This window comes from Streptomyces olivochromogenes (assembly GCF_001514115.1).
Taxonomy (GTDB): domain Bacteria; phylum Actinomycetota; class Actinomycetes; order Streptomycetales; family Streptomycetaceae; genus Streptomyces; species Streptomyces olivochromogenes.
The window spans coordinates 164,381-178,022 of the sequence record NZ_KQ948457.1; the positions used below are offsets into that span (position 1 = coordinate 164,381).

The 13,642-nt window shown below is 72.4% G+C and carries 9 protein-coding genes; 5 read left to right on the plus strand and 4 right to left on the minus strand.

The window, feature by feature from the left end:
• The first annotated feature begins 11 nt into the window (after positions 1-11).
• The 3 genes from ilvN (at position 12) to serA (ending at position 3,677) form a co-directional block, all read left to right on the plus strand.
• Complete coding sequence (ilvN, locus tag AQJ27_RS20735; RefSeq protein WP_054234575.1) at positions 12-542, plus strand: acetolactate synthase small subunit; 531 nt, start codon at positions 12-14, stop codon at positions 540-542.
• A 115-nt stretch (positions 543-657) separates the two neighbouring features.
• Entirely contained in the window at positions 658-1,656 is a 999-nt protein-coding gene (gene ilvC / locus AQJ27_RS20740) for a ketol-acid reductoisomerase (protein WP_067370909.1), read from the plus strand.
• A gap of 431 nt (positions 1,657-2,087) precedes the next feature.
• A complete protein-coding gene (serA, locus tag AQJ27_RS20745) occupies positions 2,088-3,677 on the plus strand; it encodes a phosphoglycerate dehydrogenase (RefSeq protein ID WP_067370911.1) in 1,590 nt (529 codons plus the stop codon).
• Positions 3,678-3,759: 82 nt separating this feature from the next.
• Here the strand turns inward: serA and AQJ27_RS20750 are convergent, their stop codons facing one another.
• Together AQJ27_RS20750 and AQJ27_RS20755 are read right to left on the minus strand one after the other, a co-directional pair.
• Entirely contained in the window at positions 3,760-6,726 is a 2,967-nt protein-coding gene (locus AQJ27_RS20750; RefSeq protein ID WP_067371361.1) for a helix-turn-helix transcriptional regulator, read from the minus strand.
• A gap of 645 nt (positions 6,727-7,371) precedes the next feature.
• The gene (locus AQJ27_RS20755; protein ID WP_067370913.1) at positions 7,372-8,937 is read right to left on the minus strand and encodes an MFS transporter; all 1,566 of its coding nucleotides are present in this window, start codon (positions 8,935-8,937) and stop codon (positions 7,372-7,374) included.
• Positions 8,938-9,034: 97 nt separating this feature from the next.
• On the opposite strand from AQJ27_RS20755, the gene AQJ27_RS20760 reads away from it, so the two are divergent.
• Positions 9,035-9,622, plus strand: a complete 588-nt coding sequence (locus AQJ27_RS20760) for a TetR/AcrR family transcriptional regulator (RefSeq protein WP_067370915.1) — start codon at positions 9,035-9,037, stop codon at positions 9,620-9,622.
• 4 nt (positions 9,623-9,626) lie between these two features.
• On the opposite strand, the gene AQJ27_RS20765 is transcribed toward AQJ27_RS20760, so the two are convergent.
• Positions 9,627-10,823: an MFS transporter gene (locus tag AQJ27_RS20765; RefSeq protein ID WP_067370917.1), complete on the minus strand. Its 1,197-nt coding sequence runs from the start codon at positions 10,821-10,823 to the stop codon at positions 9,627-9,629.
• Positions 10,824-10,870: 47 nt separating this feature from the next.
• Here AQJ27_RS20765 and pdxR point away from each other — a divergent pair, with 47 nt between their 5' ends.
• Complete coding sequence (gene pdxR / locus AQJ27_RS20770) at positions 10,871-12,322, plus strand: MocR-like pyridoxine biosynthesis transcription factor PdxR (protein ID WP_067370918.1); 1,452 nt, start codon at positions 10,871-10,873, stop codon at positions 12,320-12,322.
• A 41-nt stretch (positions 12,323-12,363) separates the two neighbouring features.
• On the opposite strand, the gene AQJ27_RS20775 is transcribed toward pdxR, so the two are convergent.
• Entirely contained in the window at positions 12,364-13,608 is a 1,245-nt protein-coding gene (locus AQJ27_RS20775; protein WP_067370920.1) for a winged helix-turn-helix domain-containing protein, read from the minus strand.
• Between the last annotated feature and the right edge of the window lie 34 nt (positions 13,609-13,642).

Below are 13,642 nucleotides of genomic sequence, written 5' to 3' on the forward strand. Positions count from 1 at the left end.
AGTCCACCACCATGAGCACCAAGCACACCCTCTCCGTCCTCGTCGAGAACAAGCCGGGTGTCCTCGCCCGGATCACCGCCCTGTTCTCCCGCCGCGGCTTCAACATCGACTCGCTCGCCGTCGGTGTCACCGAGCACCCCGACATCTCGCGCATCACCATCGTGGTGAACGTGATCGAGGCGCTGCCGCTCGAACAGGTCACCAAGCAGCTCAACAAGCTCGTCAACGTGCTGAAGATCGTCGAACTGGAACCCGGCTCGGCGGTGCAGCGCGAACTCGTTCTGGTGAAGGTGCGCGCCGACAACGAGACGCGCTCCCAGATCGTCGAGATCGTCCAGCTGTTCCGCGCCAAGACCGTGGACGTCTCTCCGGAGGCCGTCACCATCGAGGCCACCGGCGGTAGCGACAAGCTGGAGGCCATGCTCAAGATGCTGGAGCCGTTCGGCATCAAGGAGCTCGTCCAGTCCGGCACGATCGCGATCGGACGCGGGGCGCGTTCGATCACGGACCGCTCGCTGCGCGCGCTCGACCGATCAGCCTGATCCTTGGTAGGGGCGGTCGGCGATCACCGACCGCCCGTATACCGAGACCCGAAAACTTCCCTTCCCCCGCCCGCCGTACGGTGGGACGCAACACCGCACACCAAGGAGAACCCCAGTGGCCGAGCTGTTCTACGACGACGACGCCGACCTGTCCATCATCCAGGGCCGCAAGGTCGCGGTCATCGGCTACGGCAGCCAGGGCCACGCCCACGCGCTGTCGCTGCGCGACTCGGGTGTCGACGTCCGCGTCGGTCTGCACGAGGGCTCCAAGTCCAAGGCCAAGGCCGAGGAGCAGGGCCTGCGCGTGGTGACGCCGTCGGAGGCCGCGGCCGAGGCCGACGTCATCATGATCCTGGTGCCGGACCCGATCCAGGCCCAGGTCTACGAGGAGTCCATCAAGGACAACCTGAAGGACGGCGACGCGCTGTTCTTCGGCCACGGTCTGAACATCCGCTTCGGCTTCATCAAGCCCCCGGCCGGTGTCGACGTCGCCATGGTCGCCCCCAAGGGTCCGGGCCACCTGGTGCGCCGCCAGTACGAGGAGGGTCGCGGCGTTCCCTGCATCGCGGCCGTCGAGCAGGACTCCACGGGCAGCGCCTTCCCGCTCGCCCTGTCCTACGCCAAGGGCATCGGCGGCACCCGCGCGGGCGTCATCAAGACGACCTTCACGGAGGAGACCGAGACCGACCTGTTCGGTGAGCAGGCCGTTCTCTGCGGTGGCACCGCGGCGCTGGTCAAGGCGGGCTTCGAGACGCTGACCGAGGCCGGATACCAGCCGGAGATCGCGTACTTCGAGTGCCTCCACGAGCTGAAGCTCATCGTCGACCTCATGTACGAGGGCGGCCTGGAGAAGATGCGCTGGTCGGTCTCCGAGACCGCCGAGTGGGGCGACTACGTCACCGGCCCGCGGATCATCACGGACGCCACCAAGGCCGAGATGAAGAAGGTCCTCGCGGAGATCCAGGACGGCACCTTCGCCAAGAACTGGATGGAGGAGTACCACTCCGGCCTGAAGAAGTACAACGAGTACAAGACGCAGGACGAGAACAGCCTCCTGGAGACCACCGGCAAGGAGCTCCGCAAGCTCATGTCGTGGGTCAACGACGAGGCGTAAGCCGTACGGCCGAAGGGGCCGGAGCATCCGCTCCGGCCCCTTCGGCCAACCCTGGGTAACGCCCGTGAGCGCGACGTTGTCCACCCCGTCCAGCCACGGACGGGTGATCCTTCCGCGGAGGCGCAAGACGGCCCCCGTAGCGGCACTACACTGCTGCACAACATACGCGTCAGGCCCACAGCGTCGTGCGTCTTCCACGCGGCTCGAGCGACCCCGAAGAAATGTAGGCACGCCCCCACGCCGCCCGGCACGCACTCTCGCCGCACCGGCCAAAGGCCCAAGTAGCTCCGCTGCGAGGACCTTCGTCCGGCACGCCGACAGCACGCACCGAACGACGCGGGAACGCACCTACACTTCCCCGGGGCCGCTACAACCCTCCACCGCATGCGGCCGTCGGGACGGCCGTCCGCATTGGACCTGTGAGGACTCACGTGAGCTCGAAACCTGTCGTACTCATCGCTGAAGAGCTGTCGCCCGCGACCGTCGACGCCCTGGGCCCGGACTTCGAGATCCGGCACGCGAACGGCGCGGACCGCGCCGAGCTGCTGCCCGCGATCGCCGACGTCGACGCGATCCTGATCCGTTCGGCCACCAAGGTCGACGCGGAGGCCGTGGCCGCCGCGAAGAAGCTCAAGGTCGTCGCACGAGCCGGCGTCGGCCTGGACAACGTCGACGTCTCCGCCGCCACCAAGGCCGGCGTGATGGTCGTCAACGCCCCCACCTCGAACATCGTGACCGCGGCCGAGCTGGCCTGCGGCCTCCTGCTCGCCACCGCGCGCCACATCCCCCAGGCCAACTCCGCGCTGAAGAACGGCGAGTGGAAGCGCTCGAAGTACACCGGAGTCGAGCTCGCCGAGAAGACCCTCGGCGTCGTCGGCCTCGGCCGCATCGGCGCGCTGGTCGCCCAGCGCATGTCCGCGTTCGGCATGAAGGTCGTCGCCTACGACCCCTACGTCCAGCCTGCCCGGGCCGCGCAGATGGGCGTCAAGGTCCTCTCCCTCGACGAGCTGCTCGAGGTCTCGGACTTCATCACGGTGCACCTGCCCAAGACCCCCGAGACGGTCGGTCTCATCGGTGACGAGGCGCTGCACAAGGTCAAGCCGTCGGTGCGGATCGTCAACGCCGCGCGCGGCGGGATCGTCGACGAGGAGGCGCTGTTCTCGGCGCTCAAGGAGGGCCGCGTCGCCGGCGCCGGCCTCGACGTGTACGCGAAGGAGCCCTGCACGGACTCCCCGCTCTTCGAGCTCGACCAGGTCGTCTGCACCCCGCACCTCGGCGCCTCCACGGACGAGGCGCAGGAGAAGGCCGGTGTCTCCGTCGCCCGCTCGGTGCGCCTCGCCCTCGCCGGTGAGCTCGTCCCGGACGCGGTGAACGTGCAGGGCGGTGTCATCGCCGAGGACGTCAAGCCCGGTCTGCCGCTCGCCGAGAAGCTCGGCCGCATCTTCACCGCCCTCGCGGGCGAGGTCGCGGTCCGCCTCGACGTCGAGGTGTACGGCGAGATCACCCAGCACGACGTCAAGGTGCTCGAACTCTCCGCGCTCAAGGGCGTGTTCGAGGACGTCGTCGACGAGACGGTGTCCTACGTCAACGCCCCGCTGTTCGCGCAGGAGCGCGGCGTCGAGGTCCGTCTGACCACGAGCTCGGAGTCCCCCGACCACCGCAACGTGGTCACGGTGCGCGGCACGCTCGGCGACGGCCAGGAGATCTCGGTCTCCGGCACGCTGGCCGGCCCCAAGCACCTGCAGAAGATCGTCGCCGTCGGCGACTACGACGTGGACCTCGCGCTCGCCGCCCACATGGTCGTGCTGAGCTACGAGGACCGTCCCGGTGTCGTCGGCACCGTCGGCCGCATCCTCGGCGAGGCGGGCATCAACATCGCCGGCATGCAGGTCGCGCGTGCCGCCGCGGGCGGCGAGGCCCTCGCGGTCCTCACCGTCGACGACACGGTCCCGCAGAACGTGCTGAGCGACGTGGCCGAGGAGATCGGCGCCACCTCGGCGCGCTCGGTGAACCTCGTCTGACCTTCGCGGTACGCGGGCGCAGTACACGGGCCGGGGCCCGGTCACCTCAGGTGACCGGGCCCCGGTCGTGCGCGGGGGTCGGTCACGCGCGGGAGTCCCGGGGCGGCTCGACCAGCCCCTCCCGGTAGGCGATGGCCACGGCCTCGGTACGGCCCGAGGCGCCCAGCTTGGCGAGGATGTTGGAGACGTGCACGCTCGCCGTCTTCCCCGTGATGAACAGCTCCTCGCCGATCTGACGGTTGGTGCGGCCGCGCGCCAGCAGCCTCAGGACATCGCTCTCGCGGGCGGTCAGCGCCGGGACACGGTCCGCGGCGGACGGCGAGTCGGCGAGCCGACCGCGCCGGATCAGGGTGTCCAGCTCCTCGCGCAGCGGTACGGCGCCGAGCCGGACGGCGGTGTCGCGCGCCGCACGGGCCCGCTCGGCGGCCTCCTCCCGACGGTCCGCCACGAGCAGCGCCTCGGCCAACCGCCTTTCGCAGCGGGCCAGTTCATAGGGATCGCCGTAGTCGAACGCGGCGACCGCCTTCTCCCAGGCGGCCACCTCGGGACCCGAGTGCGCGCGCAGCCACTCCGCCTCGGCGCGGGCGAGCCAGGCCAGCCCCTCCGGTCCCTGCCGCGAGCCGTCCTCCCCCTTCGCGGCCGTACTCCGGGCCACCTCCACCAGCTCGGTCGCGAGGTCCGCCCAGCGCAGGGCGCCCGCGTTGTCGCCGGTCAGGCGCAGCTCGACGGCGGCGTCCGCGACCGCCGACAGAGCCAGCGCCGCGAGCCGCACACCGATGTCGGGCCGCTCGACGCCGGAGCTGTCGCTGAGCGATGCGAGCGTCGAACGTACGGAGGCGACGGCGCCCTCGGGGTCGCCGCGCAGGGCGGCGGCGTCGGTCAGCACGATGCCCGCGACGAGCGTGGCCATCCAGTCGAACGGTCCGTCGAGCAGCGCGCGGGCCCGCTCGGCGGCCCCTTCCTCGCCGCGCGCCAGGGTGACGTACAACGCGGGCCCGACGGCGAAGCGGCCCGCCGGTGGCAGCCGTTCGGCGTCGACGGCGGCCGCCCGCGCGCACTCGTCCCAGCGGCCCAGGGTGTAGAGGATCAGGGACTGGAGGTAGCGCAGCTCCAGTGCGTACGGGGAGGAGACGAGGCCGGAGCGGTTCGCCCACTGGAGTCCCTCGGCGAGCCAGGTCAGGCACTCGTCCAGGGCCCCGGACTCGTACGCCCCGATGGCGAGGTTGAAGAGGGCGCGCATCTCGATGGAGACATTGCCGGCGCGCCGGGCCAGGTCACGGGCCTGCCGAAGCCGCTCCCGGCCCTCGGCCGTACGCCGGTTGTGGTCCTCCAGACCGACCAGGGAGATGATCAAGTCGGCCTGGGCGTCGGCGAGTCGGAGCTCCTCGGCGGTGCGCAGCGCCTGCCGGGCGACGCGCTCGGCGTCCTCGTCGTGGCCCATGTACCGCGCGGCCATGACATGGGTGGCCGCCGCCCACACCCAGGTGTGCGACGGGGGCTCGGCCGGGATCATGGCCAGCGCCTCGCTGCTGTAGGTGAAGGCGGCCTTCAGACTGTCGACGCGCATCAGATTGCCCGCGAGGGTGTAGCGGACGCGGGCGGCGAGCTCCGAGTCCGCGTCCGACCCCGCCCTGGCGAGTGCGGCGCGGGTGAGGGAGACCGCCCGGTGGGTCTCCCCGGCGTGCGCGGCGGCGGCGGAGGCGCGCAGGGTGAGCGCGACCGGGTCGCCGTTGCGGGGGCGGGCGCCGGGGTCCACCGCGGGCCACAGTTCGAGAGCGGCCTCCACGTGGTGCAGCTCCTCGGCGGGCGCGCCGACCCGCTGGGCGTGGTCGGCGGCTTCCAGCGAGGCGGTCAGCGCGTCCGCGAGATCGTGGCTCTCCCGCGAGTGGTGGGCGCGCTCGGCCGCGCTCTCCGCCGTGTGACCGCGACCGGCGAGGAGCTTGGCGAAGGCGCCGTGCAGCCGGACCCGCTCGCCGGGCAGCAGATCGGCGTAGACGGCCTCACGGGCGAGGGCGTGCCGGAAGGAGTACGTGGCGTCGTCGCCGGGGGCCAGCAGCTGCCGTCCTACGGCCTCCCGCAACGCCGACTCCAGCTCGTCCTCGGGCAGTTGTACGGCGTCACGCAGCAGGTCGTGCTCGACGCGCCGCCCGGCTACCGCGGCCGTGCGCAGCACCTGCTGGGCGGTGTCGGAGAGTTGCTCGATCCGGATGAGGAGGAGGTCGGCGAGGCCGCTCGGCATGGCGGGCGCCGCCGGGTCGAGGTCGCCCGGCAGCGCGGCGAGCAGCTCCTCCGCGTAGAAGGCGTTGCCCTCGGCGCGGTCGACGATGCGGCGGACGGTGGTGTCGGAGAGGGCGTCCGTCCGCAGGGCGCGCACCAGGCGGGCCACTTCGGCGTCGGCCATGGGGCGCAGTTCGAGCCGGTCCACGGAGGGGAGCCGGGCCAGCTCGGCGAGCAGGGGGCGCAGGGGGTGGCGGCGGTGCAGGTCGTCCGAGCGGTACGAGGCGAAGAGGGCGAGGCGGTGGGTGGGGGAGCCGGGGGTCGGATTCTGCAGGACGCCTCGGCTGAGGAGGAAGCGCAGGAGGTCCCTCGATGACTGGTCCGCCCAGTGGAGGTCTTCGAGGACAAGGAGGAGGGGGGTGATGTCGGCGGCGTCCGCCAGCAGGCCGGCCACGCCCTCGAAGAGTCGCAGCCGGTTGCCGGTGTCCGTGTCCGTCCCGCTGCCGGAGCCCAGGAGGCGGTCGACCGCCGGGTGTGCCGCGAGGGCGGCGGCGAACCGCTCGTCTCCGCCGAGCACGCCGAGGATCTCCGTGAACGGCAGATAGGGCAGGCCCACGTCGCCGAGGTCCACGCAGTGGCCGGTGAGCACCGTCATGCCGGTGCGCGTGGCGTGTGCGGCGGCCTCCGTCAGGACGCGGGTCTTGCCGACGCCGGCGTCTCCGGAGAGGACGACGGCGCGGGGGGTGCCGGCGCGGGCGCGGTCCAGCACGCCGGTGAGCCGGGCGAGTTCGTCGTCCCGGCCGATGAACGGTGTACCGGATGTCTGTGCCACGCCGCCCATCCTGACACGCCCCACCGACACGGCCCCGCCCCTTTTCCCTCGCCCCCGCCGCCCCTACCCGTCCCGTCCCCAGGGGCTCCGCCCCTTCGACCCCGCCAGGGGCGCTGCGCCCCCTGGACCCCCGCATCGGCCTGAACGGCCTCGTCCTCAAACGCCGGACGGGCTGGGTGGTGTGGGTCCGGGGTGCGTGGGTGGACGTGGGGTGGGTGGGGCATCGGCCTCCGGCCTGGCCCTCTGGCGCCGGACGGGTTGGATGGCGGGGGCCGGGCCGGGGCTTTTGGGGGCGCGGGGAACTGCGCGATCAGCCCCCACGGGCCCGCAGGCAAGGTACTTCGGGTGGGTGGGGTTTCGGGGCGTAGCCCCGCTCGAGGGGCGCGGGGAACTGCGCGATCAGCCCCCACGGACCCGCAGGCAAGCTACTTCGGGTGGGTGGGGTTTCGGGGCGCAGCCCCGCCTGAGGGGCGCGGGGAACTGCGCGATCAGCCCCCACCGGTCCGCGGGTAAAGCACCTCGGGAGGGCGGGGCCCGGGGCGCAGCCCGGCCCGAGGGGCGCGGGGAACTGCGCGACCGGACCCCGCCCCCCGTAGTCGGAGCGCACAGCCGGGGTTCCAAGGGCGTAGCCCTGGTGAAGGGGCGTCAGGCGGGAGCCTGTTCGGGGTGCGGGGCCTCGGCCCCGACTTCACGCACCCGCACGCGCCGCAACGTCGCAGCCGCCACCCCCGCCGCCCCCAGCAACAGCACCGCCCCCGCGATCGCCGCCGCCTGCATCCCACTGGTGAACGCCTCCCGCGCGGCCCGCGCCAGCGCATCGCCCGCGCCGCCCGGCAACCGGTGGGCGACCGCCAGCGCGCCGCCGAGGGTCTCCTGGGCCGGCGCCGGGGCGCCGGACGGAATCTCGTGGCGGTAGACGGCCGTACCGATGGACCCGAGGACCGCCATACCGAGCGCCCCGCCGAACTCGGCACCCGTCTCCAGCAGCGAGGACGCGGCGCCCGCGTTGCCCACGGGGACGGTGCCCAGCGCCAGATCCATCATCTGGGACATCACGGTGACGATCCCCGAGGCGAGGACACCGGCCCCGGCGAGGACCAGCCACATCGAGTCGGTCCCGGTGAAGGCCAGCAGCCCGTAGCCGCACGCGCCGAGGACGAAGCCGCCGGAGACGACGTGGGCGCGGTGGACGCCCTTCTGCACCAGCTGCGCGGCGACCGGCGCGGCGACCCCGACCAGGACCGTCGGCAGCAGTGACCACAGGGCGGCCTCCATGGAGCTCTTGCCGAGGACCGACTGCAGGTACTGCGTGGTGAAGTACGCCGAGCCCATCATCCCGAACGCGGAGACCAGGTTGAGCGCGACGGCGGGCGCGAAGCCCCGGCCCCGGAACAACTCGGGGGAGATCAGCGGGGACTTGGCGGTGCGCTGCCGCTGGACGAAGAGCGCGGCGAAGACGAGACCGACGACGATCGAGGCGCCGTACTCGAACTTCCAGCCCTCGGACGGGATTTCCTTCACGCCGTAGATGACGGGCAGCACGGCGGCCATCGACAGCGGCACGCTGAGCAGGTCGAAACGGCCCGGTTCCGGGTTCTTGGACTCGGGGAGCAGGATCGGGCCGAGGACCAGCAGCAGCACCATCGCGGGCAGGTTGACGAGGAAGACCGAGCCCCACCAGAAGTACTCGACGAGGACCCCGCTCATCACCGAACCGAGCGCGATACCGCCGGTCATGACGCCGGACCACAGACCGATCGCCTTCGCGCGCTGTCCGGGGTCGGTGAACATCGTGCGGATGATCGCCATCGTCGACGGCATGAGGGTGGCGCCACCGATGCCGAGGACCGCGCGGGCCGCGATCAGCATCTCGGCGCTGTCGGCGTAGGCGGCCATGACCGAGGCCGTGCCGAAGGCGGCGGCGCCGAAGAGGAGGAGCTTGCGGCGGCCTATGCGGTCGCCGAGCGAGCCCATCGTCATCAGCAGTCCGGCGAGCACGAACGCGTAGATGTCGAAGATCCACAGCTGCTGGGTGCCGCTCGGCTCCAGGTCCGAGCTGATCGCGGGGATCGCGAAGTAGAGGACCGAGACGTCCATCGAGACCAGGAGCAGAGGAAGCATCAGGACGCCGAGGGCGGTCCATTCGCGGCGGCCGGCGCGGCCTGAGCCGGGTGCGGGGGTGGTGCTCGTCGAGTGCTTCGAGTTCGTCATGACAGGGACTGTACGGACGTCTTAAACGCTTGTCTAGTACGTTTGTGTAAGACGAGCGTGTGGGACGGTTGTCTGTATCGGGAGTACGCTGATCGGCATGGGACACCGTGAGGATCTGCTCGAAGGCGCCAAGCGCTGCCTGCTGGAGAAGGGGTTCGTGCGCACCACGGCGCGCGACATCGTGAAGGAGTCCGGGACGAACCTGGCGTCCATCGGCTACCACTACGGGTCGAAGGACGCGCTGCTGACGCAGGCCTTCGTGGAGCTGGTGCAGGAGTGGGGCGAGAAGTTCGCCCCACACCAGGAGCGCGAGGGCGCGCCCGGGGGTTCCGTGGAGCGGTTCCACAGCGTGTGGGCGCGGATGCTGGAGTCCTTCGAGGAGTTCAGGCCCGTCTGGGCGGCCAGCATGGAGATCGTGACGCAGGGGGAGCGGGTGCCGCAGCTGCGGGACCTCATCGCGAAGGCGCAGATCGAGGGACGGGCCGGGCTCGTCGCGATGTTCACGGGTCTGGACGAGGAGACGCTCGACGAGCGCACCGTCCAGTCCCTCGGCGGCTTCTACCAGGCGCTGCTCAACGGCCTGATGGTGCAGTGGCTCTTCGACCCGGCGAGCGCCTCCACGGCGGACGACCTCACGGAGGGGCTGCGACGGGTGATCGAGGGGGCGACCGGGCCCCGGGACTGAGGCGTCACCCGGCCACGACTCCGGTCGGCGAGGTGCCGGACCCGCGATCGGCTCGCGCATCGCGGTACGCCGGGATCAGCGCCGCCAGCATCAGCACGGCGGTGACGGCGAGCGCCGACGGATACCCCGTCACCCCGGCCAGCACGCCGAAACCCGCCGCGCCGACGCCCATGCCACCGTCGTACGCGACGTTCCACAGCGCGGTGACGGTGCCGTACCCGGAGGCCGGGACCCGCGCGTACATCAAGGTCAGCGTGGCGTTCTGGGCGATGCCGAAGCCGGTGCCGAAGACCGCGACCCCGACGAGGACCGCGACGGGACTGCCGGTCACCGCCGTGATCGACAGGCCCCCGGCCGAGAGGACCAGGCCGGGCACGACGAGACGCGCGGACCCGTGCCGGTCGCCGTACCGCCCCGCCGCCCAACGGGCCGCGGTCGACGCGGCCGGCTGCACGAAGAGGGCCACGGCGACGACCGTGCCGTACGCGGCCGGGACGGCCAGCGGCAGGAACGTGACGACGATCCCGGCGGCGAGAGCGGTGGTCGCGAAGACGGCCCCGGGCCGCATCAGACCACCGGTGCGCAGCCCGGCCAGCACCCCCACCGTTTTCCCGGACGCCGGCTCCCGGTCCGGCAGGCCCGGTACGGCGAGGATCGCGGCCAGCGCCGCCACGCCCGCGGCCACGGCGACCGGCCCGTACCCGGCGTGCGCGGCGAGCCACACGCCGAGCGGCAGCGCGATCAGCGACGGCACTCCGGAGACCACGCCCACCAGCGCGAGGCCCTCCCCGCGCCGCTCGGCCGGAATGAGCGACGCGGTGAGCGCGCCGCCCGCGACGAGCGTGAGCGCGAAGCCGAGGCCGCGGACGAGACAGACCGTCACGATCCACGCCATGCCGTCGGAGGCGGTCAGGACCAGCGCGGGAGCGCCGAGCAGGGTGAGCCCGGCGATCAGCGCGACCCGGTAGCCGTAGCGGGCGACCAGGCGGGGAGCGGCCAGTTCACCCAGGACCGTGGAGAGCATCAGGGCGCCGGTGGCCAGGCCCGCGCCCGACGCCGTGGCGTAGCGGGGCACGACCGACAGGAGCAGGAAGAAGCTCGTCGAGGCGCCGACCATGCTCACGAAACGGAGCAGCAGGGGGCGGGTGAGAAGAGGGGGCCTTGAAGCTGCCGCCGGGACGCGGGGCCTGGTCGTTGTCATGGGAACGACGGTAGGCAGCCGCCGGACCCCCGGTAAGCTCCAATTCCATGCCGTTGCAGTGGGCCGGTCTGTCACCCGAACTGCTCCTGTGCGTCGACCGGGAGAGCGGCGAGCAGCTGCGCGCCCAGCTGGAGCGGCAGCTGCGGGACGCGATCCGCACGGGCCGCCTCGGCGCCGGCGAGCGGCTGCCCTCCTCGCGTGAACTCGCCCGCGAGATGGGGCTGTCGAGGGGTCTCGTCCAGGACTGCTACGCCCAACTCCAGTCCGAGGGCTACCTCGTGACGCGCGTCGGCTCGGCCACCCGGGTCGCGGCGTGCGCCCACGTACCGCCCGCGCCCGCGCCGGACCGGAGCGCGCCCGAGCGGCTGATCGCCGACTTCCGGCACGGCGTGCCGGACCTGACCGGCTTCCCGCTCTCCGACTGGCTCTGGGCGCTGCGCGAGGCGGGCCGCGCCCTGCCGACCGCGGACCTCGACTACGGGGATCCGCGCGGGAGTCGCGTGCTGCGCGAGGTCGTCGCCGGATATCTGCGCCGGGTGCGTGCCGCCGCGGCCGACCCGGAGCGGATCGTCGTCTGCTCCGGCTACGCGCAGGGCCTGGGCCTCGCCCTGGAGAGCCTGGCCGGGGCGGGGGTGCGAGTCGTGGCGTACGAGGACCCGGGCGCCCCCGGCACGGTGACGGCGGCCGCGGCCGCGGCGGGTCTGACGGCGGTGCCCGTCCCGGTCGACGAGCAGGGCATCGACGTACGGGCCCTGGAGGCGACCGGGGCACGGGCCGTCGTCGTCACCCCCGCCCACCAGTGGCCCACCGGCGTCGTCCTCGCGCCCGAACGCCGGCTCGCGCTGATCGAGTGGGCGACGCGGCGGGACGCGTACGTCGTCGAGGACGACTACGACGCGGAGTTCCGCTACGACCGTGAACCCGTCGGAGCCCTGCACGGACTGGCCGCCGACCGGGTCGTCTCCATCGGCACCGTCAGCAAGTCCCTCGCCCCGGCGCTGCGCATCGGCTGGCTGCTCTGTCCGCCCGCGCTCGCCGCCCCGATCACGGCGACCAAGCTGCGCACCGACCGCGGCTCCCCGACCCTCGACCAGCTCGCCCTCGCCCGCCTCGTCGAGTCCGGCCGCTACGACCGCCATCTGCGGCGCATGCGCACGACCTACGCGGCCCGGCGTACGGCCCTGGTCACGGCCCTCGCCGCACACGCCCCGGAGGTCCGGCTGACGGGTCTCGCGGCCGGGTTCCACGCCGTCGCGCACCTGCCCGGCACGGACGCGGCCGCCGAACGGGCCGTCGTCGACGGGGCGCGCGCACGGTCCGTCGGCCTGTACGGGATGAGCGCCTGCCGCTCGAACCGGGCGACGGCGCCGCCCCAACTCGTCCTGGGCTTCGGTGACGTGGGGGAACGCGCGATCCCGGAGGGCATCGCGACGATCGGCGACCTGCTCTCCGGCGCTTGTCGGCCCGGACGGCTCGTGGCCGGCCCGGACCGGTCCTAGCACCGAGGACCTGGACCGAGGACCTGGACCGAGGATCTGTCCTAGGACCGGCGCAGGGCCGCGCGCCAGGGTTCGGGTACCGTCTCGCCGTACTCGACGTCGGTGGCCCCCACGAGGGTTGCCAGGTCGGCGAGTTGCCCGGTGACGGCCTTGCGCAGAGCCACCGTCGGTCTGATATCGGGCTCCAGGTAGAGGCCCTCGACCAGCAGGGTGCCCCGGTTCCGGTCGCGACGGGGCGAGATACGGCCGACCAGGCGGTCCTCGTGCAGGATCGGCAGCAGGTAGTAGCCGTACTCCCGTTTGGCCTTGGGCACGTACATCTCGTTGCGGAAGGCGAAGCCCCACAAACGTTCGGTCAGGCGCCGGTCGCCCACGAGGTTGTCGAAGGGGGAGAGCAGCGCGGTGCGCCCGTGCCAGTCACCGGCGCGGATCGCCTCCAGCTCGGCCATCGCGTCGACGTGCACGTACCACGTCTCGGTGGCCGAGGTCGCCCCCTCCACCCGTACGGGTATGACGCGACCCTCCCTCGTGAGAGTACGCAGCACCTCGGCCAGGCCGTCGTACTTGCCCCGCAGGAAGTACTGCTTGATGTCCAGGGGACGGGCGACGCCGAGGGCGCGCAGGGTGTGCTCGGCGGCCGTGGTCACCATCTCCCGCGCCGACACCGCGACCCGGTCGGCGCCGGGCGGCAGACAGGCGTCCGGGAGGCCCCACAACCGCCGGCCCGCCTCGCGCCCCGCGACCATGATCCGGCCCTGAAGCCACAGGAACGTCAGCATCCGCTCGACGTTGCGGCCCGCGGTCCAGCCGCTGGAGGGCCACTCCATGACCGAGCGGTCCTCGAAGGCGTCGGTGGGCAGCGGGGTGCCTTCGGCGAGCCGGGTGAGGATGTGCGCCAGGAGCCCTTCGTTGGCCTCCATCCAGACCTTGGTCAACGACAGGTTCTTCGGGGGATAGCCGTCCATCGACACCCGGTGGATCGGGTAGTCCTCGGTGAGCACCAGGGCCGCTGCGTGCGCCCAGTACTCGAACAGCCACCGCTCCTCCCACCACAACGCCCCGAGGTGCGAACCGGCCCCCGCCCCGAGGCGGCTCCACACCACGAGCTCATGACTCGGCGCCACGACGCTGATGGGGTCCAACTGCAGATAGCGCAACGACCGCAGAACGGCCCGCAGCCCCTCCCCGTCACCCGACGGACGCACCCCGCCGAGCCACTGCCGCGACAGCGCGAGCCGCCGCGCCTCCACCTGACTGATGATCAACTTCTGCTGAGACGTGAGCATTCCCGGCTCCCCCTACTCCCTGCGCGGCGCACCG

Bases quoted from the DNA above. Each gene is read 5' to 3' on its own strand.
- ilvN (WP_054234575.1), top strand. From the start codon at position 12: ATGAGCACCAAGCACACCCTCTCCGTCCTCGTCGAGAACAAGCCGGGT.
- AQJ27_RS20755 (WP_067370913.1), bottom strand. From the start codon at position 8,937: ATGACGAACTCGAAGCACTCGACGAGCACCACCCCCGCACCCGGCTCA.
- AQJ27_RS20760 (WP_067370915.1), top strand. From the start codon at position 9,035: ATGGGACACCGTGAGGATCTGCTCGAAGGCGCCAAGCGCTGCCTGCTG.
- AQJ27_RS20765 (WP_067370917.1), bottom strand. From the start codon at position 10,823: ATGACAACGACCAGGCCCCGCGTCCCGGCGGCAGCTTCAAGGCCCCCT.
- pdxR (WP_067370918.1), top strand. From the start codon at position 10,871: ATGCCGTTGCAGTGGGCCGGTCTGTCACCCGAACTGCTCCTGTGCGTC.
- AQJ27_RS20775 (WP_067370920.1), bottom strand. From the start codon at position 13,608: ATGCTCACGTCTCAGCAGAAGTTGATCATCAGTCAGGTGGAGGCGCGG.